At 42.8% G+C, this 22,080-nt stretch carries 22 protein-coding genes and 2 tRNA genes; 20 read left to right on the top strand and 4 right to left on the bottom strand.

Annotated features, from left to right (window positions below; translation table 11 throughout):
- The first annotated feature begins 88 nt into the window (after positions 1-88).
- Entirely contained in the window at positions 89-1,027 is a 939-nt protein-coding gene (gene mdh, locus ACHB7C_RS15330) for a malate dehydrogenase (protein ID WP_042845761.1), read from the top strand.
- A 468-nt stretch (positions 1,028-1,495) separates the two neighbouring features.
- Here mdh and ACHB7C_RS15325 read toward each other — a convergent pair whose 3' ends face one another.
- Positions 1,496-1,768: a helix-turn-helix transcriptional regulator gene (locus tag ACHB7C_RS15325; RefSeq protein WP_042845755.1), complete on the bottom strand. Its 273-nt coding sequence runs from the start codon at positions 1,766-1,768 to the stop codon at positions 1,496-1,498.
- A gap of 513 nt (positions 1,769-2,281) precedes the next feature.
- Here ACHB7C_RS15325 and ACHB7C_RS15320 point away from each other — a divergent pair.
- Complete coding sequence (locus ACHB7C_RS15320; protein ID WP_042845753.1) at positions 2,282-2,629, top strand: DNA-binding protein; 348 nt, start codon at positions 2,282-2,284, stop codon at positions 2,627-2,629.
- Positions 2,630-2,761: 132 nt separating this feature from the next.
- Entirely contained in the window at positions 2,762-3,124 is a 363-nt protein-coding gene (locus tag ACHB7C_RS15315; RefSeq protein WP_042845752.1) for a DNA-binding protein, read from the top strand.
- A gap of 30 nt (positions 3,125-3,154) precedes the next feature.
- On the opposite strand, the gene ispB is transcribed toward ACHB7C_RS15315, so the two are convergent.
- Complete coding sequence (gene ispB / locus ACHB7C_RS15310; protein ID WP_042845751.1) at positions 3,155-4,126, bottom strand: octaprenyl diphosphate synthase; 972 nt, start codon at positions 4,124-4,126, stop codon at positions 3,155-3,157.
- Positions 4,127-4,460: 334 nt separating this feature from the next.
- Between ispB and rplU the strand changes: the two genes are divergently transcribed.
- From rplU to cgtA, 3 genes are all read left to right on the top strand, one after another.
- Positions 4,461-4,769: a 50S ribosomal protein L21 gene (rplU, locus tag ACHB7C_RS15305; protein ID WP_004905925.1), complete on the top strand. Its 309-nt coding sequence runs from the start codon at positions 4,461-4,463 to the stop codon at positions 4,767-4,769.
- Positions 4,770-4,788: 19 nt separating this feature from the next.
- Positions 4,789-5,046, top strand: coding sequence for a 50S ribosomal protein L27 (gene rpmA, locus ACHB7C_RS15300; RefSeq protein ID WP_004905922.1), 258 nt, complete (start codon positions 4,789-4,791; stop codon positions 5,044-5,046).
- 166 nt (positions 5,047-5,212) lie between these two features.
- Positions 5,213-6,388, top strand: a complete 1,176-nt coding sequence (cgtA, locus tag ACHB7C_RS15295; RefSeq protein WP_042845750.1) for an Obg family GTPase CgtA — start codon at positions 5,213-5,215, stop codon at positions 6,386-6,388.
- A gap of 61 nt (positions 6,389-6,449) precedes the next feature.
- Here cgtA and dacB read toward each other — a convergent pair whose 3' ends face one another.
- On the bottom strand, positions 6,450-7,898 hold the full coding sequence (gene dacB, locus ACHB7C_RS15290; protein ID WP_042845749.1) for a serine-type D-Ala-D-Ala carboxypeptidase: 1,449 nt from the start codon (positions 7,896-7,898) through the stop codon (positions 6,450-6,452).
- Positions 7,899-8,146: 248 nt separating this feature from the next.
- On the opposite strand from dacB, the gene greA reads away from it, so the two are divergent.
- Positions 8,147-8,623, top strand: coding sequence for a transcription elongation factor GreA (gene greA, locus ACHB7C_RS15285; RefSeq protein ID WP_042845748.1), 477 nt, complete (start codon positions 8,147-8,149; stop codon positions 8,621-8,623).
- Positions 8,624-8,742: 119 nt separating this feature from the next.
- On the opposite strand, the gene yhbY is transcribed toward greA, so the two are convergent.
- Positions 8,743-9,036 carry a ribosome assembly RNA-binding protein YhbY gene (gene yhbY, locus ACHB7C_RS15280; RefSeq protein ID WP_004905914.1) on the bottom strand — a complete coding sequence of 98 codons (294 nt, stop codon included), beginning with the start codon at positions 9,034-9,036 and terminating at the stop codon, positions 8,743-8,745.
- A 135-nt stretch (positions 9,037-9,171) separates the two neighbouring features.
- Here yhbY and rlmE point away from each other — a divergent pair, with 135 nt between their 5' ends.
- From rlmE to rpsO, 13 genes are all read left to right on the top strand, one after another.
- The gene (gene rlmE, locus ACHB7C_RS15275; RefSeq protein WP_004905912.1) at positions 9,172-9,801 is read left to right on the top strand and encodes a 23S rRNA (uridine(2552)-2'-O)-methyltransferase RlmE; all 630 of its coding nucleotides are present in this window, start codon (positions 9,172-9,174) and stop codon (positions 9,799-9,801) included.
- 57 nt (positions 9,802-9,858) lie between these two features.
- The gene (gene ftsH / locus ACHB7C_RS15270; protein ID WP_042845747.1) at positions 9,859-11,844 is read left to right on the top strand and encodes an ATP-dependent zinc metalloprotease FtsH; all 1,986 of its coding nucleotides are present in this window, start codon (positions 9,859-9,861) and stop codon (positions 11,842-11,844) included.
- A 68-nt stretch (positions 11,845-11,912) separates the two neighbouring features.
- A complete protein-coding gene (gene folP / locus ACHB7C_RS15265) occupies positions 11,913-12,749 on the top strand; it encodes a dihydropteroate synthase (RefSeq protein WP_071548692.1) in 837 nt (278 codons plus the stop codon).
- A gap of 4 nt (positions 12,750-12,753) precedes the next feature.
- Positions 12,754-14,091, top strand: coding sequence for a phosphoglucosamine mutase (gene glmM, locus ACHB7C_RS15260; RefSeq protein ID WP_048605844.1), 1,338 nt, complete (start codon positions 12,754-12,756; stop codon positions 14,089-14,091).
- 218 nt (positions 14,092-14,309) lie between these two features.
- Entirely contained in the window at positions 14,310-14,654 is a 345-nt protein-coding gene (secG, locus tag ACHB7C_RS15255) for a preprotein translocase subunit SecG (protein WP_042845742.1), read from the top strand.
- Positions 14,655-14,770: 116 nt separating this feature from the next.
- A tRNA-Leu gene (locus tag ACHB7C_RS15250) sits at positions 14,771-14,860 on the top strand.
- Between the two features lie 58 nt (positions 14,861-14,918).
- A tRNA-Met gene (locus tag ACHB7C_RS15245) sits at positions 14,919-14,995 on the top strand.
- 251 nt (positions 14,996-15,246) lie between these two features.
- A complete protein-coding gene (gene rimP, locus ACHB7C_RS15240; RefSeq protein ID WP_042845961.1) occupies positions 15,247-15,699 on the top strand; it encodes a ribosome maturation factor RimP in 453 nt (150 codons plus the stop codon).
- A 23-nt stretch (positions 15,700-15,722) separates the two neighbouring features.
- Entirely contained in the window at positions 15,723-17,231 is a 1,509-nt protein-coding gene (nusA, locus tag ACHB7C_RS15235; RefSeq protein WP_042845741.1) for a transcription termination factor NusA, read from the top strand.
- A gap of 23 nt (positions 17,232-17,254) precedes the next feature.
- The gene (gene infB, locus ACHB7C_RS15230) at positions 17,255-19,993 is read left to right on the top strand and encodes a translation initiation factor IF-2 (protein WP_042845740.1); all 2,739 of its coding nucleotides are present in this window, start codon (positions 17,255-17,257) and stop codon (positions 19,991-19,993) included.
- A 111-nt stretch (positions 19,994-20,104) separates the two neighbouring features.
- On the top strand, positions 20,105-20,515 hold the full coding sequence (rbfA, locus tag ACHB7C_RS15225) for a 30S ribosome-binding factor RbfA (protein WP_042845738.1): 411 nt from the start codon (positions 20,105-20,107) through the stop codon (positions 20,513-20,515).
- Positions 20,515-21,468 carry a tRNA pseudouridine(55) synthase TruB gene (gene truB / locus ACHB7C_RS15220; RefSeq protein ID WP_395347781.1) on the top strand — a complete coding sequence of 318 codons (954 nt, stop codon included), beginning with the start codon at positions 20,515-20,517 and terminating at the stop codon, positions 21,466-21,468. The genes rbfA and truB overlap by 1 nt, the downstream gene beginning before the upstream one ends.
- A 112-nt stretch (positions 21,469-21,580) precedes the next feature.
- Entirely contained in the window at positions 21,581-21,850 is a 270-nt protein-coding gene (rpsO, locus tag ACHB7C_RS15215) for a 30S ribosomal protein S15 (protein ID WP_004905890.1), read from the top strand.
- Positions 21,851-22,080 lie beyond the last annotated feature (230 nt).

The following is a 22,080-nucleotide window of genomic DNA, read 5'->3' as shown; positions in this document are numbered from 1 at the left end:
GTTAACAAATTGTTTTTTATACGTAATGTGTTAAGTGTATAACAAATAAAGTGATATCTTTTTAAAGTACAAATTAAGGAGTTTCAGAATGAAAGTTGCAGTCCTAGGTGCAGCAGGTGGTATCGGTCAGGCTCTAGCCCTTCTTCTCAAAAACCAGCTCCCAGCAGGTTCAGAACTCTCCCTCTACGACATCGCACCAGTAACGCCAGGTGTTGCTGCTGACTTAAGCCACATCCCTACTGATGTTAAAGTAACAGGTTTTGCTGGTGAAGATGCAAAACCGGCGCTAAAAGGTGCAGATATTGTTCTTATTTCAGCGGGTGTTGCGCGTAAACCAGGCATGGATCGCTCTGACCTGTTTAATATTAACGCGGGTATTGTTCGTAATCTGGTCCAACAAATCGCTGAAACTTGCCCGAAAGCGTTAATTGGTATTATTACTAACCCTGTGAATACTACAGTTGCAATTGCAGCAGAAGTACTGAAAAAAGCAGGTGTTTATGACAAGAATCGTTTATTCGGTGTGACAACACTGGATATTATTCGTTCTAATACTTTTGTTGCTGAATTAAAAGGCAAAAATGTCAATGACATCGAAGTTCCTGTAATCGGCGGTCACTCAGGTGTGACAATTCTTCCTTTATTATCACAAATTGAAGGTGTTAGCTTCACTGACGAAGAAGTTGCAGCTCTGACTAAGCGTATCCAAAATGCAGGTACAGAAGTTGTTGAAGCTAAAGCCGGTGGCGGGTCAGCGACTCTGTCTATGGGCCAAGCAGCAGCACGCTTAGGCTTATCTTTAATTCGCGGCCTACAAGGCGAAAGCAATATTGTTGAATGTGTTTACACCGAAGGTGATGGTGAGCACGCACGCTTCTTCGCACAACCAGTTGTTTTAGGTAAAAATGGTATCGAAAAACACTTACCAGTGGGTAAATTAAGTGCGTTTGAAGAAAATGCGCTAAAAGAAATGTTAAGTGTATTAAAAGCAGACATTGAGTTAGGCGAAAAATTTATTAACGGCTAATGCCAATTAATTTTTTCTAACTAAAAAAAGGTTGAGTTCAAGTCTATAGAACTCAACCTTTTTATTTTTTGTCACGCCACGCCAGGGTATTCTTCACCTCATGTACTGACTCCAATGAAGATCTATGAGTACTTATTTCCCATAGTAATGGATGCAAAATAGACGCCAGCCAATATTGTATAGGGGCTAATTGTTTTACTCATTTATAATCGATGATGTAAGCAAGTGGTTTTTGGCTGCTTAATGATATGGGGCATCTTATTGTTAGTTAATGGGCTGTAGGGGAAATATTGAGATTGCAAATCGAGTGAAGAAATATAGATGACTTAATATAACGCCCCATCAATAAGGTTTTTGGGTTTAGATAAAAATTGTCTCAACTTAATCAATTAGTATTAATCAGTTAGTATAAGAATATAAAGCCACCGATAATAACTCATAACAATGGCTTTATATTCATTATTTTTTTTAGCTTTCTACTTGTGTTTTATCTCTGACTTTCCTTTCTAATAAGTTCCCCGAGATAGGGTCATAATACCGACTAGGCCAAATTTCAGAAGGATGGATACCTAAAAAATTGGCAATGATCCATTCCCCTTTAGGCCAAGGGCGTGATAGTGCATTCGCTAACGTAGAAGAGCTAAGACCTGCCTCTCTAGAAATAGCGGCCAGAGTTGTTCCACGCTTACGTAAAGCGGCGATGATGTCTGCTGGATGCCAGTCCGACTTCCGTAAAATCATTTTTTAGTCCTTTTTTCGCTCAGAATAATGTAGAGTTAATGGTACGAGTAACGGGAAACTGTGATACATTCAGTACAAACTCCCTGTTATTGGAAATAAAATAACAGAAATTTCCCAAAATAATTTCCAGTTTTTTCTAAAAACTTCATTTTATGAAACTGTCGGGGTTTTTGTGAAACTAAATAGAAAGTCAGTGTTAATAATTGTGAATTAGGATAAAACTTTGAAATTAAAACTAACTCTTTCGAGTTAGTAGTGGAAATGGCGTATTTAATGTTATCCGTTACTTGTATTAGTAATATATATAAATTACTCAATAAAATTAGTTAAATTATTAGCGAGTAAATCATTTAATTATCTGTTATTAAAAGAAATTAGAATACTAATAACAAATATTATTTGTATATTATTATTTGCAGTTATAAATAAAATGAATGAGTTAATGTTTTTAAGAAAATATAGATAGTTTTCAGCAACTAGAAATAAATTGTCATCATGACTAGGAGGGTCAGCATGTACAAGGAATGGCTAACTGCAAAGGAGTTGGTTGGGTTGCAAGGGCTTCCCATGACGACTCAAGGCATAAATGCGATGGCAAGGCGAGAAAATTGGGTCAGCCGTAAAAGGCGGGGGATTCAAGGAAAAGCGTTGGAATATCATATTAGTTCTTTGCCTATCGATATTTTTGAAAGCCAGTTTGTGAATGAAACTTCTGCACCTTATCAAGTCAAACGAAATGATAATTCGTTTATTTGGCAGGAGGCATATAACCAGCTTTCTAACGAGGAGCGTGACATTATTTTGACATTCATTATGCGTGAAGGGGCTTTAGCACTAATCGATTTAATTAATAATAAATAGTTTACAAATACTTAAGATGCAAATAATTAGTATATAAAAATAATATTATATTGAGTCTAAAATTTTTTAACAGTTGACGATTTGGTAAAGCTGCAACAGCAGGTTTCATAATATAAGCGTGAAAGTGAAAATATGAAAAAATTGTGGTTCACTGCAAAAGAATTAGCAGGGCTAGAAGGTCTCCCTACATCGCCTCAGGGGGTAAACCTAATGGCAAGACGAGAAGGCTGGAAGCATCGTCGCAAACGGGGCGTTCAAGGTAAGGCTGTTGAATATTATGTAGAGAGCTTACCTGATGAAATTCAAGGGCAACTCAGTTTATGTGAGCCATCGGTGACTTACCAAAGCCAAAGAATAGATGCACTGCAAATTTGGTCAGAAGCCTATTACCAATTGACGGAGGCTGAACGCAATAAAATTGTCAAACATATCTTGCGTTACGGCTTATCATCACTTCTTGCTCAAATTGGTGAAGAAGAGAAAGAGGAAAAATAACTCCTCTTTCTCGCATCGCATGAGTGAATCTTAGGAATGGCGTTGTATGGCAATGTGCGCTAGGCCAATTAATGCTTCTTTATAGATAGAATCATCAATAACATCTAGCATATCAATGGCTTTTTGTGCCTCTTCTTGTGCGCGGGCATAGGTATACTCAAGGGAGCCACAACGTTTCATCGTTGCGAGGACGGTATCTAATAAGTGGCGTCCATTGCCTTGCTCGATCGCTTGGCGGATCAAAGCAGATTCTTCTTCATTACCATGTTGCATGGCGTGAAGAAGAGGGAGCGTTGGTTTACCCTCATCAAGATCGTCACCTGTATTTTTACCTAATTGCGCATTATCTGCATCGTAATCCAAAAGATCATCAATGAGTTGAAATGCCGTACCAATATAACGACCATAATCTTGCAAGGCTTTTTCTTGCTCTGGCGTCGCATTGGCTAAAATAGCAGAAGCATGAGCTGCAGCTTCAAATAAACGCGCCGTTTTACTGTAGATCACTTGCATGTAGTTTTCTTCAGTAATATTGGGATCGTTACAGTTCATCAACTGTAATACTTCCCCTTCGGCGATCACATTAGTCGCTTCAGACATCAGCTTTAACACCCGCATTGAATCAAGATCTGTCATCATCTGGAAGGATCGAGTGTAAATAAAATCACCGACAAGAACACTTGCCGCATTACCAAAAACGGCATTAGCGGTTTGTTTTCCACGACGCATATCGGATTCATCGACAACATCATCATGCAATAACGTTGCGGTATGAATGAACTCGATCAAGGCTGCGACTTGGGTATGCTTATGACCAGAATAGCCGAGTGCTCGCCCTGCAAGCACAGCGATCATTGGCCGGATCCTTTTGCCACCACCACTGACAATGTAATAACCAAGTTGGTTAATTAGCGCAACATCTGAATTCAATTGACTGAGAATAGCCTCGTTTACCGCAGACATATCTTCAGTTGTTAGTTCAATAATAGATTCTAAATTCATCGTAATTTATTCATATTATTAGTTTTTGGTTCATTCCCTGAATAAAAAATCGGGAGACCGATATAACAGTTATGGTATTAGCATAACATTATTAATAATAAGATTATCAGGTGTGATGCAAAAAATGTTTAAATAAGTAACAATTGAAGCAATAAGCGTGAAATCAATGCTCAAAAACGGTTATTGAGAAAAAAGTCGTATTTTTTGTCATCTAACCGCATTATAGGCTTGTGTTCTGATGCTTTTTTGCGTAGAATTCGCGCCCTATTGTGAATATTTTATAGCGTGCTCTGGAATTGAGATATTTAACGGGTACGCGGAAAGCGGAGTTAATATGTACGCGGTTTTCCAAAGTGGTGGTAAACAACACCGAGTTAGCGAAGGTCAAACTGTCCGCCTAGAAAAGCTGGACATCGCAACAGGTGAAACTGTTGAATTTGATCAAGTTCTGATGGTTGCTAATGGCGATGAGATCCAAATCGGCGCTCCTGTCGTTGAAGGCGTTAAAGTGAAAGCGGAAGTTGTTGCACACGGCCGTGGCGAAAAAGTAAAAATCGTCAAGTTCCGTCGTCGTAAACATAGCCGTAAACAACAGGGTCATCGTCAGTGGTTCACTGATGTTAAGATCACTGTCATCGCTTAAGATTTAGGAGAGCAGATTAATGGCACACAAAAAGGCTGGTGGTTCGACTCGTAACGGTCGTGACTCAGAAGCAAAACGTTTAGGTGTTAAACGTTTTGGTGGTGAAGCTGTATTAGCAGGTAGCATCATCGTTCGTCAACGTGGTACTAAGTTCCACGCAGGTAACAACGTAGGTTGTGGCCGTGACCACACTCTATTCGCATTAGCGGATGGTAAAGTTAAATTTGAAGTTAAAGGTCCAAACAATCGTAAATTTATCAGCATCGAAGCTGAATAAGTTTTCTGATCTTTAATTCAGAATTAAAGCCCTGCAAAAAACTTTTGCGGGGCTTTTTATATTCAGGCATTTTGTTTCTAATGAAGTGCACTCGTATTAAAAAATACGCCATCTCTGAGTAAAACAGCCATCCAGCGTTATATGGCTCAGAAACGGAGAGAGAATTATGAAATTTGTAGATGAAGCCAAAATATTAGTCGTGGCAGGAGATGGTGGCAATGGTTGTGTCAGCTTCCGCCGTGAAAAATACATTCCGAAAGGGGGACCTGACGGAGGTGATGGTGGTGATGGTGGTGATGTTTACTTGCAAGCAGATGAAAACCTCAACACCCTGATCGACTATCGCTTTGAAAAATCATTTCGTGCAGAACGTGGGCAAAATGGTCAAAGTCGTGAGTGTACCGGTAAGCGTGGTCAAGATATCACGGTTAAAGTCCCTGTAGGAACGCGTGTACGCGATTTAGGCACTAATGAAATCCTTTGTGACATGACCCGCCATGAACAGCGCCATATGGTTGCTAAAGGCGGCTTTCATGGCCTTGGGAATACACGTTTTAAATCTTCAGTAAATCGAGCTCCACGTCAACGTACTATGGGGACGAAGGGCGAAACTCGCGAAATACTGTTAGAACTGATGCTATTAGCTGACGTAGGCATGTTGGGTATGCCAAACGCAGGTAAATCAACATTTATACGTTCTGTATCAGCCGCTAAGCCAAAAGTAGCTGATTATCCATTCACAACTTTAGTGCCAAGCCTAGGTGTGGTGCGTATGGATAACGAACAAAGTTTTGTGGTCGCGGATATTCCTGGGTTGATCGAAGGCGCTGCGGAAGGAGCAGGTCTTGGGATCCAATTCCTGAAACACTTAGAACGTTGTCGTGTTTTATTACACTTGATCGACATCTGTCCTATTGATGAATCAGATCCTGTCGAAAATGCCAAGATCATCATCAGTGAACTAGAAAAATACAGTGAAAAACTGGCTGCGAAGCCTCGCTGGTTAGTCTTTAATAAGATCGATATCTTAGGTGAAGAAGAATCCGCACAACGCGCAGCAGAAATTGCTAAAGCAATGGGTTGGGAAGATAAATATTACATGATATCAGCAGTTAACCATGAAGGTGTAAAAGCACTTTGTTGGGACATCATGGAATTTATGAATACTCAGCCACGCGATATGGCAACCACTGAAGATGCTCCGCAACCAGAAAAAGTCGAGTTCATGTGGGATGATTATCACAAAGAACAGCTTTCTGGTGCTGAAGATATTGACGATGACTGGGATGACGATTGGGATGAAGATGACGACGAAGGCGTCGAAATCATTTACCAGAAATAGTTATCGTTGAGACATAAAAAAGGCGCAAAGGCGCCTTTTTTAATTACCAAATTTTGATTGATCAATTTTTCTGGTACAGATCTTTATACAAACGGCTTTCGAAGCGCACTAACGGTACACGACGACTGCGTTGTTGGCTCTGTGGTACGGCATAAGCAGAAATAAACTGTACGAATGCTACGCGTTGCCCACTGGCTGTTGTAATAAAGCCGGCTAGGTTATAAACCCCCTGTAATGCACCTGTTTTGGCAGACACTTTTCCATTAACGCCCGCCTCATCAAAACCACCACGATAGCGTAATGTCCCATCATGACCTGCTAAGGGGAGCATAGAGATAAAATCGAGCTGTTGATCGTTTTTAGCGACAAACTGCAAAACTTCCATCATCGTTGCCGGGGTGATTAAATTATGGCGTGATAACCCTGAGCCATCGACCATGACAGTATTGCCAAGATCGATCCCCGCTTTTTGTTTCAAAACTTGCCTTACGGCATCAGACCCTGAGCGCCATGTTCCTGGAACACCATAATATTCGCGACCAATGGTACGAAAAACGGTGTCGGCAATCATGTTATCGGATTTCTTTAACATTACTTTCAATAAGTCATGTAAGGGCTTAGATTCTGTTTTGACTAACACTTGTGATTGAGCTGTTGGCTGAGTCCGTTTTTTTATATGACCGACTAATTCGATGCCTGCGGTAGTGAGCTCATTTTTGACAATTGCCCCTGAGTAGCTAGCTCCATTTTGCACCGCAAAAGCGAGAGGTAACGGGTCACTACGTTGAGTAAGGCAACCTGTTAAAGTATAGCGATTTAACTCACCGGGTACGACGTCAAGTTCGCAATAACGGGCTTCGGGAGAGCCTTTTGCCAATGTTTTGACTTCACTGAACATGTTAACAGGATAAAAACTAGCTGTTTTGATAAAGGCAAAATCACCTGCTTTTTCAGCAGGGTATAGGGATACAGAAAAACAATTGCGGTCGATAATAGCGGCAGCAGGTGGCGCACTGAAGCATTGGGTCATATCATTCCATACCCAGCCAGGTGCTTTATCGTGGCTGGTAAATGCGGAAATATCGACGATCAAATCCCCATCAATTTTTTCGATCCCTAGCTGTTTTAACGCATTTGCCATGTTCCGAATTTGCTGGCGAGTTAACGTTGGGTCACCACTGAAGCGGATGACTAAGTCACCTGTCAGTGTATTGTTGCTCAGTTTTGCACTCGTTTCAAAATTGGTAACAAAACGGTAATCTGGCCCCAATTGCAACAATGCTGCAAGTGCCGTCACCACTTTTTGGGTGCTCGCTGGAAGAGCCATTTGCTGGGCGTTATAATCAATTAATGGGGTATTACTTCCCACCGTTTGCGCGACCAGAGCAAGGTTAGTGCCGTCAGGTAGATACTGCTTGTATTCATCAATTGGGATCGCCAAAGCTTGGCTACTGGCTAGGGTGATCCCTAAAGTGATTATCCATTTTCTGGTTAAAGTTAATAATGACATATATTTCACGCATTAGGGTGGACATACAGCACATACTAAAGTGTAATGCCTAATAAAGTAAACGGTGACCCGCTATTAAGTCTCAGTTAAAATAGCGTACATTATGATAAGATAAATGAGTACATAAGTCTGATTGAGTTTTTTTTACCTAGAACACCCCCCTGTTATACAGAGGTGTTCGGTGTGCTGTTGTTACAAAATCAGGAAGATACTTATTTTTAGATAGGATTGAACCGAGGTATTTATTAATGAAACAGATCCCGATGACAGTACTTGGTGCGGACAAACTAAGAGAGGAACTGGAGTTCCTGAAATCTGTTCGCCGCCCAGAAATTATCGCCGCAATTGCTGATGCGCGGGAGCACGGTGATTTAAAAGAAAATGCAGAATATCATGCGGCTCGTGAGCAGCAGGGCTTCTGTGAAGGCCGTATCCAAGAAATCGAAGGTAAACTTTCTCACGCACAAGTGATTGATGTAACCAAAATGGTTAATAACGGTCGAGTGATCTTTGGCGCAACAGTGACAGTATTAAATGTTGATACCGACGAAGAGCTAACGTATCGTATTGTTGGTGATGATGAGGCTGATATTAAAGTTAATCTGATTTCAGTCAATTCACCAATAGCACGTGGTTTAGTCGGTAAAGAGGTTGACGATGTCGTCTCAATCAAAACCCCAGGTGGGGATGTAGAGTTCGAAATTCTTAAAGTTGAGTATATCTGATTCCTATTTTACTGAATTGGTTATATTATTTCCCCGGATTTAAAGAAAAAGGCCGCAGGCGGCCTTTTTCAACATATAAAACATGCTTTCAATGGCATTTTTATATAAATGATGGGTTATTATTTAGGTAAAATGATTTTGCGATCCGCCGAAGGGCGGTAAATAACAAGAATTTTACCAATGATTTGTACATTTACTGCACCAGTTTCGCGAACAATCGCATCAGCGATCAAATTTTTAGTATCACGGTCTTCGCCTGCGATTTTGACTTTGATAAGCTCATGATGCGCTAGTGAGAGTTCAATCTCAGCTAAGACACCTTCGGTTAAACCGTTGTTGCCAATCATAACGACAGGGTTTAAGTGATGAGCGAGACTTTTTAGGTGCTGAATTTGTTTTTTATTAAGATTCATCGATTTTTTGCTTGGTTAGTATTGAAAATGGCTTATTCTACCGCCATCTGATATCTATCACCATCAATTATATCTGTTCGATGGTAAAGAAGCAGCAACATAGGTGTAGATCTTTTAGTATAGTTGGAAGACACAATGGCCAATAAAAAACGTTCGGCAAGCTCAAGTCGCTGGTTGCAAGAACATTTTAGTGATAAATATGTTCAGCAAGCACAAAAAAAAGGGCTACGCTCACGTGCATGGTTTAAACTGGAGGAAATCCAGCAAGGTGATAAAATATTTAAACCAGGTATGACCGTTGTTGATTTAGGAGCAGCCCCTGGTGGTTGGTCACAATATGTTGTCAGCCAAATAGGTCATAATGGGCGTGTTATTGCTTGTGACTTATTACCGATGGACCCAATCGTTGGCGTTGATTTCCTTCAAGGGGATTTTCGTGACGAGGCAGTGCTCGCCGCTTTGCTAGAACGAGTAGGCGACAAAAAAGTACAGGTGGTCATGTCAGACATGGCCCCAAATATGAGTGGGACACCTGCGGTCGATATTCCTCGCTCTATGTATCTGGTTGAATTAGCATTGGATATGTGCCGTGCTGTATTGGCGCCTGGGGGGAGTTTCATTGTTAAAGTGTTTCAGGGAGAAGGCTTTGACGATTACCTTAGGGATATCCGCTCCCTGTTTACGAAAGTAAAAGTTCGTAAACCTGAATCTTCGCGGGCACGGTCACGTGAAGTATACATTGTAGCGACAGGGCTAAAACTATAGTACCCTGAGCGTTATTTGTTAACACAGTTGTAATATGAGGTTAATCCCTTGAGTGACATGGCGAAAAACCTGATTCTCTGGTTAGTCATCGCAGTTGTTCTGATGTCCTTGTTCCAGAGTTTTGGCCCAAGCGATTCGAATAGTCGCAGAGTTGATTATTCTACGTTTATCAATGAGTTAGCCCAGGATCAGGTACGTGAAGTTCGTATCACAGGTCGTGAACTGAACGTCAGAAAGGCTGATAATAGCCGCTATACAACTTATCTTCCTATGCAGGATGAGAAGCTGTTAGACACCATGCTGAATAAGCATGTGACTGTCGTTGGTGAACCACCAGAAGAACCTAGCTTACTGACATCTATTTTCATTTCCTGGTTCCCAATGCTTCTGTTGATTGGTGTCTGGATTTTCTTTATGCGCCAGATGCAAGGTGGCGGCGGCAAGGGGGCAATGTCATTCGGCAAAAGTAAAGCCCGCATGTTGACGGAAGATCAGATAAAAACAACATTTGCAGACGTTGCAGGGTGTGATGAAGCGAAAGAAGAAGTCGGTGAAATCGTAGAGTTTTTACGTGAACCTGCTCGCTTCCAGAAACTTGGCGGTAAAATTCCTAAAGGCGTCCTGATGGTAGGGCCTCCTGGTACAGGTAAAACATTACTTGCAAAGGCTATTGCGGGTGAAGCAAAAGTCCCATTCTTTACTATTTCCGGTTCAGACTTCGTGGAAATGTTTGTGGGGGTTGGTGCTTCTCGTGTTCGTGATATGTTCGAACAAGCGAAAAAAGCTGCGCCTTGTATCATCTTTATTGATGAAATCGATGCTGTCGGTCGCCAACGTGGTGCAGGTTTAGGTGGTGGTCACGATGAACGTGAACAAACCCTGAACCAGATGCTAGTTGAAATGGATGGTTTCGAAGGTAACGAAGGTATTATTGTTATTGCCGCAACTAACCGTGCAGACGTACTTGACCCAGCGTTATTACGTCCAGGTCGTTTTGACCGTCAGGTTGTTGTTGGCTTGCCAGATGTTCGTGGCCGTGAGCAAATTCTGAGAGTGCATATGCGTCGTGTTCCTATCGACCCAAGTGTTGATACTTTCATCCTTGCTCGTGCAACCCCTGGTTTTTCTGGAGCAGAATTAGCCAACCTAGTGAACGAGGCGGCATTGTTCGCAGCTCGCGCAAATATGCGTGTCGTTTCTATGGTCGAATTTGAAAAAGCTCGTGATAAAATTTGGATGGGTGCTGAGCGTCGTTCTCTGATGATGACTGAAGAACAAAAAGAATCAACGGCTTACCATGAAGGTGGCCATATGATTATCGGTCATTTAATGCCAGAGCATGACCCTGTTCACAAAGTCACAATCGTTCCACGTGGTCAAGCGCTGGGTGTGGCATTCTTCTTACCAGAAGGTGATGAAGTTAGCCGTAGCCGCTTAAAACTGGAAGGGATGATTGCGACAGCATATGCGGGTCGTATCGCAGAAGAACTGATTTACGGGCGAGATAAAGTCACCACGGGTGCCTCTTCTGATATTCAGTTTGCAACGAATACAGCGCGTAACATGGTGACTCAGTGGGGCTTCTCAGACCGTTTAGGTCCAATGCAATACTCAAAAGAAGAAGGCCCTGCATTTTTAGGTCGTTCTGCGGGTAATGGTTCAGGTATTTCTGATGAAACAGCGCGTATTGTTGATGAAGAAATTAAGAAAATCTTAGACCACTGCTACCAATTGGCTTATAAAACACTGGAAGACAATATTGATATTCTGCATGCAACGAAAGACGCATTGTTGAAATACGAAACTATCGATATGCCAATGATTGATGATTTAATGAATCGTCGTCCAGTACGTGAACCAGCAGGTTGGGATGAGGACAAAAAAGTCAGTAACGTGACTGGAACATTTGGCAAAGGTGCGTCAAATGGCGATAAAGTTGCTGATAAACCTCAAACTGAAGAACCAAAAAATAATGCTGAAGAGCCAAGCAACAATACTGATGAATCAAACCCATCAGACAATAACGATAACAAGCCACAATAAGTTATCGGAAAAGTAAGGTAATCGAGAGCCCCAGTTCGCTGGGGTTTTTTTCGTTAAGGAAAATAACAATGCAAATCAAAGCGAGAGGCAGTGTCCTTGATTTATCCACACCGCAAGTGATGGGGATTCTGAATGTTACTCCTGATTCGTTCTCAGATGGTGGCACTCATAATCGTTATCATGATGCATTAGAGCATGTAGCTAGGATGGTGCAAGAAGGGGCAACCATTATCGATATTGGTGGTGAGTCAACTCGTCCTGGGGCAGCTGAAGTTTCTGTTAGCGAAGAACTCGATAGGGTGATCCCTGTAGTAGAGGCTATTGCCCAACGTTTTGATGTGTGGATTTCTGTTGACACTTCGAAAGCGCAAGTGATGTCTGAAGCGGCAAAGGCAGGGATGCATATGATTAATGATATTCGCTCACTTCATGAGCCGGAAGCATTAGACGTTGCTGCTCAAACTGGGTTACCTGTGTGTATTATGCACATGCAAGGCCAGCCACGAACAATGCAAGCCGCCCCAAATTATGAGAATGTTGTGCGCGAAGTTAAAGACTATCTAGAGGCCGAAATTGCACGTTGTGTGAATGCTGGAATAGATAGGCAGCAAATTATCCTTGATCCAGGCTTTGGGTTTGGTAAAAACTTGTCGCATAATTATCAATTATTGGCAAACTTAGAACAATTTCATAATTTCGGACTACCGCTATTGGCAGGTATGTCACGTAAATCTATGATTGGGCAATTATTGAATGTTCCACCTCAAGAGCGTCTCGCAGGCAGCCTTACTTGCGCAGTTATTGCTGCAATGCAAGGAGCGCACATCATTCGAGTTCATGATGTCAAAGAAACAGTGCAAGCGATGCAAGTGGTACAGATGACTCTGTCAGAAAAGGAAAAGTAAGCGTATGAGTGAGCGTAAATATTTTGGTACCGATGGTATCCGTGGCAAAGTGGGTGATAGCCCAATTACTCCTGACTTCGTTTTAAAATTAGGTTGGGCAGCAGGGAAAGTCCTTGCGCGTCATGGCTCACGTAAAATTATTATCGGTAAGGATACGCGTATTTCTGGTTATATGCTGGAGTCTTCTCTAGAAGCTGGGCTAGCGGCCGCTGGGCTATCAGCATCTTTTACAGGGCCAATGCCGACGCCAGCGGTGGCTTATTTAACACGTACTTTCCGCGCTGAAGCGGGGATCGTTATTTCCGCTTCCCATAACCCTTATTATGATAATGGCATCAAATTCTTTTCAATTGATGGGACTAAGTTACCTGATGAAGTCGAAGAAGCCATTGAAGCTGAAATGGAAAAACCGATCACTTGTGTCGAATCAGCAGAATTGGGTCGCGCTAATCGGATTGTAGACGCTGCTGGGCGTTATATTGAGTTCTGTAAAGGGACGTTCCCAAATGAGCAAAGCTTATCCAGCCTAAAAATCGTTATTGACTGTGCTAATGGTGCGACTTATCACATTGCCCCCAATGTATTTCGTGAGTTAGGTGCGGAAGTCATTACTATTGGTTGTGACCCGAATGGGATCAACATCAATGAAGAATGCGGCGCTACTGATGTTCGACAACTACAACAAAAAGTATTAGAAGAAAAAGCAGACGTCGGCCTAGCGTTTGATGGTGATGGTGACCGTATTATCATGGTTGACCATATGGGCGAAAAAGTGGATGGCGACCAAATCTTATTTATTGTCGCTAGAGAAGCTCTACGCCAAGGTCAATTAAAAGGCGGGGTAATCGGTACATTAATGAGCAATATGGGCTTAGAAATAGCCCTGAAACAGTTAGGCATTCCATTTGAACGAGCTAAAGTGGGTGACCGCTATGTGCTCGAAAAATTACAGGAAAAAGGCTGGCGCATGGGCGCGGAAAACTCAGGCCATGTAATTTTACTGGATAAAACCACCACGGGTGACGGTATTGTTGCTGGCCTACAAGTTTTGAGCGCTATGGTACGTAACCATATGAGTTTGCATGACTTATGTAGTGGTATGAAATTATTACCTCAAGTGCTGGTTAATGTTCGGTTCAAAGGCACACACGACCCTCTACAAAATGAGGGGGTTATTGCTGCTAATGAAGAAGTTGAAAAGCAACTGGCAGGTAAAGGCCGCGTGTTACTCAGAAAATCGGGTACAGAGCCGTTAATTCGTGTCATGGTTGAAGGCGAAAATGAAGCGGATGTAACTGCAATGGCGAATCGTATTGCGGATGCAGTTAAAGCCGCAGGTTGATTGTAATAAATAAAGCTGAGCAATATTTCGAAAATTTGTTGTTTTTTTCCGCAAATAATCGATAGAGTTTAAAATAGACTTGCTTGTCGGCTCAGCTTTGGGTAGTATTCGCACCTGCTCAATCCTGTAAGAGTGTCCTTTTGCGGGGAATTGGGCGGGTGTGCAGTGATAAAGGTCATAGCATTAGGCTATGCACCGTAACTGAATAGGTAACTCAAATGTACATAGCTCTTTTAATTATTTTCCTGCTAGCAGCTATCGGGCTTATTGCTCTGATTATGTTACAGCAAGGTAAAGGTGCTGACATGGGTGCATCATTCGGTGCGGGTGCTTCTGCAACACTGTTTGGCTCATCGGGTTCAGGTAACTTCATGACTCGTATGACTGGAATCTTGGCTGCTGTGTTTTTCATCATCAGTTTAATACTTGGCAATATGACTGCAAATAAGTATGGAACTGGTAGTGGTAGTAAGTGGGAAAACATTAGTGAACCTGCGAAAGTCGAGCAACCAACAGACGTGCCGGCAGCACCAGCTACACCAACGAGCGATATTCCTCGTTAAGTGTTAAAGATTCCGAATGAAGGCAGTTATTGTCATCATTGAGTAGTAAGCTCAGAAATGAGTAAGAAGTTAAAAATTTGAGGTTATTGATTTTAAATTGATAACCTCGCCTCAGTGCCGAGGTGGTGAAATTGGTATACACGCTACCTTGAGGTGGTAGTGCCTACAAAACGGGCGTACGGGTTCAAGTCCCGTCCTCGGCACCATTATTTTGATAGCTTGTAGTTTACGAGTTATCAGTGTAGAATATGTCACGTTTTCGAACGCGGGATGGAGCAGCTTGGTAGCTCGTCGGGCTCATAACCCGAAGGTCGTCGGTTCAAATCCGGCTCCCGCAACCATTTCTTATTCAACATACCTTGTCAGTATCGTAGTCAGAGTTGTTGTCAGATGTAGCAATCAAGTGTAGTTATCTAATAGCTCCCAAAATTTCTCATCGATTTCTCTAGACTTTGCAGGTATAATAAGAATATGGTGAACCCGTGCACTACAGGGTCCAGTTGCATAAAGCCCCGAATTTCGGGGTTTTTTGTTATTTGACAATCGAATTAACTGGGCTTTTATAGCCCTTTTTTTATGTCTGGGGGTGGGCTTGTCCACATTAGAACAGCAATTAACAGAGATGATTTCAGCACCTGTGGAGGCGCTAGGCTTTGAATTTGTTGGCTTAGAGTTTGTCCGTGGTCGCACATCGACACTGCGTGTCTTCATTGATAGTGAAGAAGGCATCACTGTTGACGATTGTGCTGATGTCAGCCATCAGGTTAGTGCAGTATTGGATGTCGAAGATCCAATTTCTGTTATTTATAACCTTGAAATATCGTCACCTGGGCTTGAGCGCCCATTATTCACAGTCGCTCATTACGAGCGTTTTGTTGGTGAAGAGGTGGCGTTAACTTTGCGTATAGCAATGCAGAACCGCCGTAAATGGCAAGGAATTATCAAAGCCGTAGACGGTGAAATGATTACGGTTACTGTAGATGGTAAGGATGAGGTGTTCGCCCTCGGCAACATCCAGAAAGCTAACTTGGTACCCCACTTTTAATAAAGTTCAATGAGGCAACTAGGATGAATAAAGAAATTCTGGCTGTTGTAGAAGCGGTTTCTAACGAAAAATCCCTCCCTCGTGAAAAAATCTTCGAGGCTCTGGAAACGGCATTAGCGACGGCAACCAAAAAGAAATATGAGCAAGAAATCGATGTTCGTGTTGAGATTGACCGTAAATCCGGTGATTTTGATACGTTCCGTCGTTGGTTAATTGTCGATGAAGTGACAATGCCAACTCGCGAAATCACATTAGAAGCAGCGCAATACGAAGACCCTGCACTGCAACTAGGTGAGTATGTTGAAGATCAGATCGAATCTGTTGTGTTTGACCGCATTACAACACAAACTGCAAAACAAGTTATTGTTCAGAAAGTTCGTGAAGCTGAACGTGCTATGGTTGTTGACCAATTCCGTGAGCAACAAGGCGAAATTATCACTGCTCAAGTGAAGAAAGTTAACCGTGAAAACATCACGTTAGACTTAGGTAATAACGCTGAAGCGGTTATTCTGCGTGAAGATATGTTGCCACGTGAAAACTTCCGCCCAGGTGACCGCATACGCGGAGTCCTGTATGATGTCCGTCCTGAAGCTCGCGGCGCACAACTTTTTGTTACGCGTTCTCGCCCGGAAATGTTGGTTGAATTATTCCGCATTGAAGTGCCTGAAATTGGCGAAGAAATTATTGAAATTAAAGCCGCTGCGCGTGATCCAGGTTCTCGTGCAAAAATCGCTGTAAAAACTAACGATAAACGTATCGACCCAGTTGGTGCTTGTGTTGGTATGCGTGGTGCGCGAGTTCAAGCCGTTTCTAGTGAGTTAGGCGGCGAGAGAATCGATATTGTGTTATGGGATGATAACCCAGCTCAGTTCGTTATTAATGCAATGGCTCCGGCTGATGTTGCATCTATCGTCGTCGATGAAGACAAATGCACGATGGATGTTGCCGTAGAAAGCAGTAACTTGGCACAAGCAATAGGGCGTAACGGTCAAAACGTTCGTCTAGCTGCTCAGTTGCTGAAAAAACACCGTGGTGATGACAAATGGGAACTGAATGTCATGACCGCAGAAGAGCTAAATGCAAAACATCAGGCAGAAGCACATGCTTCTATTGATACATTCACCAAGCATCTTGATATTGATGAAGAGTTCGCCACTGCACTTGTTGAAGAAGGCTTCTCTACGTTAGAAGAACTGGCTTACGTGCCTATTAATGAACTTCTGGAAATTGACGGTCTTGATGAAGATACCGTTGAAGTTCTACGTGAAAGAGCGAAAGCTGCCCTCACCACAATTGAGTTGGCTCAAAAAGAGAGCCTAGGTGATAATCAGCCAGCAGAAGATTTGTTGAATCTTGACGGTATGGATCGTACTCTTGCCTATAACTTGGCTACTCGTGGAATCTGTACACTGGAAGATCTTGCTGAGCAGGGCATCGACGACCTGATTGATATTGAAGGTCTGGATGATGAGAAAGCAGGTACGCTCATCATGGCCGCACGTAATATTTGCTGGTTCGGTAACGATGCGTAAACACTGTAGCAGGAAGGAACGGCATGACAGAAACTGTAAAAACATTGGCAACGGAAATTCAAATCACAGTTGATCGCCTGGTACAGCAATTTGCTGAAGCAGGGATCAAAAAAAGTGAGAATGACTCTGTTAGCCAGTCAGAAAAAGAAGCTTTACTGAACCACCTAAACCGCGAACAAGGCGGGGCGGCGGGTCAGCCAAGTAAGTTAACACTACAACGTAAAACTCGTAGTACGTTGAGTGTTCCGGTCACCGGTGGCAAAAGCAAATCGGTAAATGTTGAAGTCCGCAAAAAACGCACTTATGTGAACCGTGACGCTGAAGAAGCGAAAGCGGAAGAGCAGGCACAGCGTGAAGCGGAAGAGCAGGCACAGCGCGAAGCTGAAGAACTGGCACAACGTGAAGCACAAGCTAAGCGATTAGCAGAAGAAGCTGCAAAACGCGAAGCAGAAGCAAACGCAAAACGTGATGCCGAAGATAAAGCAAAACGTGAAGCAGCAGATAAAGCTACGCGCGAAGCAGCGGAAAGAGAAAAAGTGAAACCAAGCGAAAATCATCAAAAAGCAGGCAAATCGTCTGAAACTAATGCCGACAAACAACGCCGTGAAGCTGAAGCTGCAGAGCTAAAACGCAAAGCTGAAGAAGAAACTCAACGTAAAGTTGAAGCAGAAGCGCGTCGTGTTGCTGAAGAAGCCCGTAAAATGGCTGAAGAAAATGGCGAAAAATGGACGGCTGAAACTAAAACTGAAGAAGACAGCGATTATCATACAACCACTTCTACGCACGCTCGTGCCGCTGAAGATGAAAATGATGCGAAAGAAGAAGGCCGTCGTTCTCGTAACCGTACCGCTAAAGCACCTCGCCAGAAAAAAGGTAACAAGCTTTCAGAGAAAGCTGATCGCGAAGAAGAGCGTGCAGCAGGTCGTTCAGGTCGTACTAAAGGTAAACAACGTAAAGGCAGTTCCTTACAGCAAAGCTTTACTAAGCCAGCTGCTGCGGTAAACCGCGATGTTATCATTGGTGAAACGATCACTGTAGGCGAACTTGCTAATAAAATGGCGGTTAAAGGCTCTCAAGTCATCAAAACAATGATGAAGATGGGCGCTATGGCGACTATCAACCAAGTGATTGACCAAGAAACTGCACAGCTTGTTGCAGAAGAAATGGGTCACAAAGTTATTCTGCGTCGTGAAAATGAGCTAGAAGAAGCGGTAATGAATGACCGTGATACAGGCTCTGCATTACAAGAACCACGCGCACCAGTTGTTACTATTATGGGTCACGTTGACCATGGTAAAACGTCTTTACTTGACTACATTCGTTCAACGAAAGTGGCATCAGGTGAAGCCGGTGGTATTACTCAGCATATCGGTGCGTACCACGTACAGACCGATAAAGGTATGATTACCTTCTTAGATACCCCAGGTCACGCCGCGTTTACCTCTATGCGTGCTCGTGGAGCTCAAGCAACAGATATCGTTATCCTTGTTGTTGCTGCCGATGATGGTGTTATGCCACAAACAATTGAAGCTATTCAGCATGCGAAAGCAGCGGGTGTACCAATTGTGGTTGCAGTCAACAAAATCGATAAGCCAGAAGCTGATCCAGACCGCGTCAGAAATGAGTTATCTCAATACGGTGTTATTTCCGAAGATTGGGGTGGTGATACTCAGTTCATTAGCGTATCAGCTAAGAAAGGTACAGGCATTGATGACCTACTGGATGCTATCTTACTGCAAGCTGAGGTTTTAGAACTGAAAGCAGTTTATGCAGGAATGGCAAGCGGTGTTGTTGTTGAATCCTACTTAGACAAAGGTCGTGGCCCAGTGGCAACTATCTTAGTTCAAGAAGGTACACTGAACAAAGGCGATATCGTCTTATGTGGGTTTGAATATGGCCGTATTCGTGCAATGCGTAACGAATTAGGTAAAGAAGTTCAATCTGCAGGCCCTTCTATGCCAGTTGAAATTTTGGGGCTATCAAGCGTCCCATCTGCTGGTGATGAAGCGACAGTAGTTCGTGATGAGAAAAAAGCCCGTGAAGTTGCTCTATATCGTCAAGGTAAATTCCGCGATGTTAAATTAGCGCGCCAGCAGAAATCTAAACTGGAAAATATGTTTGCGAACATGGAAGAAGGTAAAGTTTCTGAACTGAATATCGTGCTGAAAACTGACGTTCAAGGTACTTGTGAAGCGATCACTGACTCTCTGATGAAACTGTCAACTGATGAAGTTAAAATTAAAATCATCGGTTCTGGCGTTGGTGGTATCACTGAGACAGATGCAACATTGGCAGCGGCATCAAATGCTATCATTCTTGGCTTTAACGTCCGTGCAGATGCATCTGCGCGTCGTGTCATTGAAAGTGAAAGCGTTGATTTACGTTACTATTCCGTTATCTATAGCTTGATTGATGAAATCAAACAAGCAATGAGCGGTATGTTGGCACCTGAATACAAACAACAAATCATTGGTCTTGCAGAAGTCCGCGATGTATTTAAATCACCGAAATTTGGTGCTGTTGCAGGTTGTATGGTTACAGAAGGTACCATCAAGCGTAATAACCCAATTCGTGTACTGCGTGACAACGTGGTTATCTACGAAGGTGAGTTAGAGTCTCTGCGTCGCTTTAAAGATGATGTTGCTGAAGTTCGTAACGGCATGGAATGTGGTATCGGTGTTAAGAACTACAACGATGTTCGTGTCGGCGATATGATTGAAGTCTTCGAAGTTATTGAAGTTAAGCGTTCGATCGACGGTTAATTTTATAGATACCCGTAATATCACTTTGTTATAAAGCGAATCGGGTAAATATCTTCATACTTTATTTTCCATTGGGGGGCTTAGCCCCCCAATTTGTCAGGAGATAGAACAATGGCAAGAGAATTCAGTCGTTCTCAGCGCGTTGCACAAGAAATGCAAAAAGAAATTGCAATCATTTTGCAACGTGAAGTGAAGGATCCTCGCATTGGTATGGCAACGGTTTCTGGTGTTGAGCTGTCTAGGGACTTGGCATACGGTAAAGTATTCGTTACGTTTTTAAATATCTCTCATGAAGAACATGAGTCTGATATGGTAAAAGAAGGCATTAAAGCGCTGAATGAAGCTTCAGGTTTTATTCGTTCTTTATTAGGTAAAGCCATGCGCTTACGTGTTATTCCTGAACTGACATTCTCTTATGATAGTTCTTTGGTTGATGGTATGCGTATGTCTAACCTCGTTTCGAATGTCATTCGCGATGATGAAAAACGTCGTGCTGATGCAGATGATAAAGAGGAAAAATAATGGGGCGTCGTCGTAGCGGCCGTGATATCGACGGTGTAGTGCTGCTGGATAAACCTACGGATATTTCTTCTAATGATGCGCTGCAAAAAGTGCGGCGCTTTTTTAATGCTAATAAAGCTGGGCATACAGGGGCGCTTGATCCGTTAGCAACAGGTATGTTGCCCGTTTGCCTTGGTGAAGCAACGAAGTTTTCCCAATTTTTACTCGATTCAGATAAGCGTTATCGTGTAGTAGCTCGTTTAGGTCAACGTACTGATACATCGGATTCTCATGGCGAAATCATCAGCGAGCGTAACGTTGAGTTTACGCCGCAACAGTTAGATGACGCCTTAGCGTTTTTCCTAGGCGATACACTGCAAGTACCTTCGATGTATTCCGCATTAAAACACCAAGGTCGTCCATTGTATGAATATGCACGTAAAGGGATTACGGTTGAGCGTGAAGCCCGCCCAATTACTGTGTATGAACTACAGTTTATTCGTTTAGAAAATAATGAGTTAGAACTGGAAATTCATTGCTCGAAAGGGACTTATATTCGTACTATTGTTGATGATTTAGGCGAAATGTTAGACTGTGGCGCTCATGTGATTTATCTACGGCGTATTCAAGTCGCTAATTACCCATATGAGCGCATGGTAACATTAGAGCAATTAGCCGCTTTGCGGGCACAAGTAGATGCAGGAGAAGGTTCTTTTGAATCATTACTGGATAGCTTGTTATTGCCAATGGATACCGCAGTTGTTCATTTCCCAGCTATCAATATTACTGAAGAAACAGCGGCTTACTTTAAACAGGGTCAACCTGTTAGGGCGAATGTTGAAGGTCTCATTGAAGGGGACATGGTCCGAGTGACTTGCGGTGAAGAGCAGCGTTTTATCGGTATTGCTCTGATTAGCGAAGATGGCCGTGTGGCACCAAAGCGTTTGGTTGTGGAAAATGAACAATCCGCATAGTGGCGCTTATTGCTTTGCTGTTATAAGCAGCGTAGAATAGCGGCGCTTAATCTTGAGATGCTAAATTAGAGATTGGCTCTCATCACTTACATTAATCATTTTGGAGTTTATTATGTCTCTAAGTAATGAAGCGAAAGCTAAAATCGTTGCTGAGTTCGGCCGCGGTGAAAATGACACTGGTTCAAGCGAAGTACAAATCGCTCTGCTGACTGCACAAATCAACCATCTGCAAAGCCACTTTGCAGAGCACAAAAAAGATCACCACAGCCGTCGTGGTCTGTTGCGTATGGTTGCACAACGCCGTCGCTTACAAGCTTACTTGAAAGGTAAAGATATCGCACGCTACACTGCTCTGATTGAGCGTTTAGGTCTGCGCCGCTAATCTTACTCTAGATAATTCCAGTTGCGGCTAGGCGACCAATGAGTGAGTGGCTAGGAATGTACATCAGTATGTGACTAGTACGAGTGAGTGTAGTCAACAACGTTGCAACTTGAAGTATGACGAGTAGAGTCAGTTTCAGAGAAAAGGGGCCACAGGCCCCTTTTCTTCTAAAAGTTATTTTGAAAGTTGAAGTAATACTCGAATTGTTCTTAACTTAAATGTTAAGCTAT

The sequence above is a fragment of the Providencia sp. 2024EL-00732 genome, assembly GCF_044006275.1.
Classification (GTDB): Bacteria; Pseudomonadota; Gammaproteobacteria; order Enterobacterales; family Enterobacteriaceae; genus Providencia; species Providencia huashanensis.
Note: the sequence above shows the minus strand (reverse complement) of the source record. Positions and strands in the feature narration are given on the sequence as shown.

What these genes read in the sequence shown, in the direction of transcription:
- mdh (WP_042845761.1), top strand. Translation starts at nt 89, where the DNA reads ATGAAAGTTGCAGTCCTAGGTGCAGCAGGTGGTATCGGTCAGGCTCTA.
- ACHB7C_RS15325 (WP_042845755.1), bottom strand. Translation starts at nt 1,768, where the DNA reads ATGATTTTACGGAAGTCGGACTGGCATCCAGCAGACATCATCGCCGCT.
- ACHB7C_RS15320 (WP_042845753.1), top strand. Translation starts at nt 2,282, where the DNA reads ATGTACAAGGAATGGCTAACTGCAAAGGAGTTGGTTGGGTTGCAAGGG.
- ACHB7C_RS15315 (WP_042845752.1), top strand. Translation starts at nt 2,762, where the DNA reads ATGAAAAAATTGTGGTTCACTGCAAAAGAATTAGCAGGGCTAGAAGGT.
- ispB (WP_042845751.1), bottom strand. Translation starts at nt 4,126, where the DNA reads ATGAATTTAGAATCTATTATTGAACTAACAACTGAAGATATGTCTGCG.
- rplU (WP_004905925.1), top strand. Translation starts at nt 4,461, where the DNA reads ATGTACGCGGTTTTCCAAAGTGGTGGTAAACAACACCGAGTTAGCGAA.
- rpmA (WP_004905922.1), top strand. Translation starts at nt 4,789, where the DNA reads ATGGCACACAAAAAGGCTGGTGGTTCGACTCGTAACGGTCGTGACTCA.
- cgtA (WP_042845750.1), top strand. Translation starts at nt 5,213, where the DNA reads ATGAAATTTGTAGATGAAGCCAAAATATTAGTCGTGGCAGGAGATGGT.
- dacB (WP_042845749.1), bottom strand. Translation starts at nt 7,898, where the DNA reads ATGTCATTATTAACTTTAACCAGAAAATGGATAATCACTTTAGGGATC.
- greA (WP_042845748.1), top strand. Translation starts at nt 8,147, where the DNA reads ATGAAACAGATCCCGATGACAGTACTTGGTGCGGACAAACTAAGAGAG.
- yhbY (WP_004905914.1), bottom strand. Translation starts at nt 9,036, where the DNA reads ATGAATCTTAATAAAAAACAAATTCAGCACCTAAAAAGTCTCGCTCAT.
- rlmE (WP_004905912.1), top strand. Translation starts at nt 9,172, where the DNA reads ATGGCCAATAAAAAACGTTCGGCAAGCTCAAGTCGCTGGTTGCAAGAA.
- ftsH (WP_042845747.1), top strand. Translation starts at nt 9,859, where the DNA reads ATGGCGAAAAACCTGATTCTCTGGTTAGTCATCGCAGTTGTTCTGATG.
- folP (WP_071548692.1), top strand. Translation starts at nt 11,913, where the DNA reads ATGCAAATCAAAGCGAGAGGCAGTGTCCTTGATTTATCCACACCGCAA.
- glmM (WP_048605844.1), top strand. Translation starts at nt 12,754, where the DNA reads ATGAGTGAGCGTAAATATTTTGGTACCGATGGTATCCGTGGCAAAGTG.
- secG (WP_042845742.1), top strand. Translation starts at nt 14,310, where the DNA reads ATGTACATAGCTCTTTTAATTATTTTCCTGCTAGCAGCTATCGGGCTT.
- nusA (WP_042845741.1), top strand. Translation starts at nt 15,723, where the DNA reads ATGAATAAAGAAATTCTGGCTGTTGTAGAAGCGGTTTCTAACGAAAAA.
- infB (WP_042845740.1), top strand. Translation starts at nt 17,255, where the DNA reads ATGACAGAAACTGTAAAAACATTGGCAACGGAAATTCAAATCACAGTT.
- rbfA (WP_042845738.1), top strand. Translation starts at nt 20,105, where the DNA reads ATGGCAAGAGAATTCAGTCGTTCTCAGCGCGTTGCACAAGAAATGCAA.
- truB (WP_395347781.1), top strand. Translation starts at nt 20,515, where the DNA reads ATGGGGCGTCGTCGTAGCGGCCGTGATATCGACGGTGTAGTGCTGCTG.
- rpsO (WP_004905890.1), top strand. Translation starts at nt 21,581, where the DNA reads ATGTCTCTAAGTAATGAAGCGAAAGCTAAAATCGTTGCTGAGTTCGGC.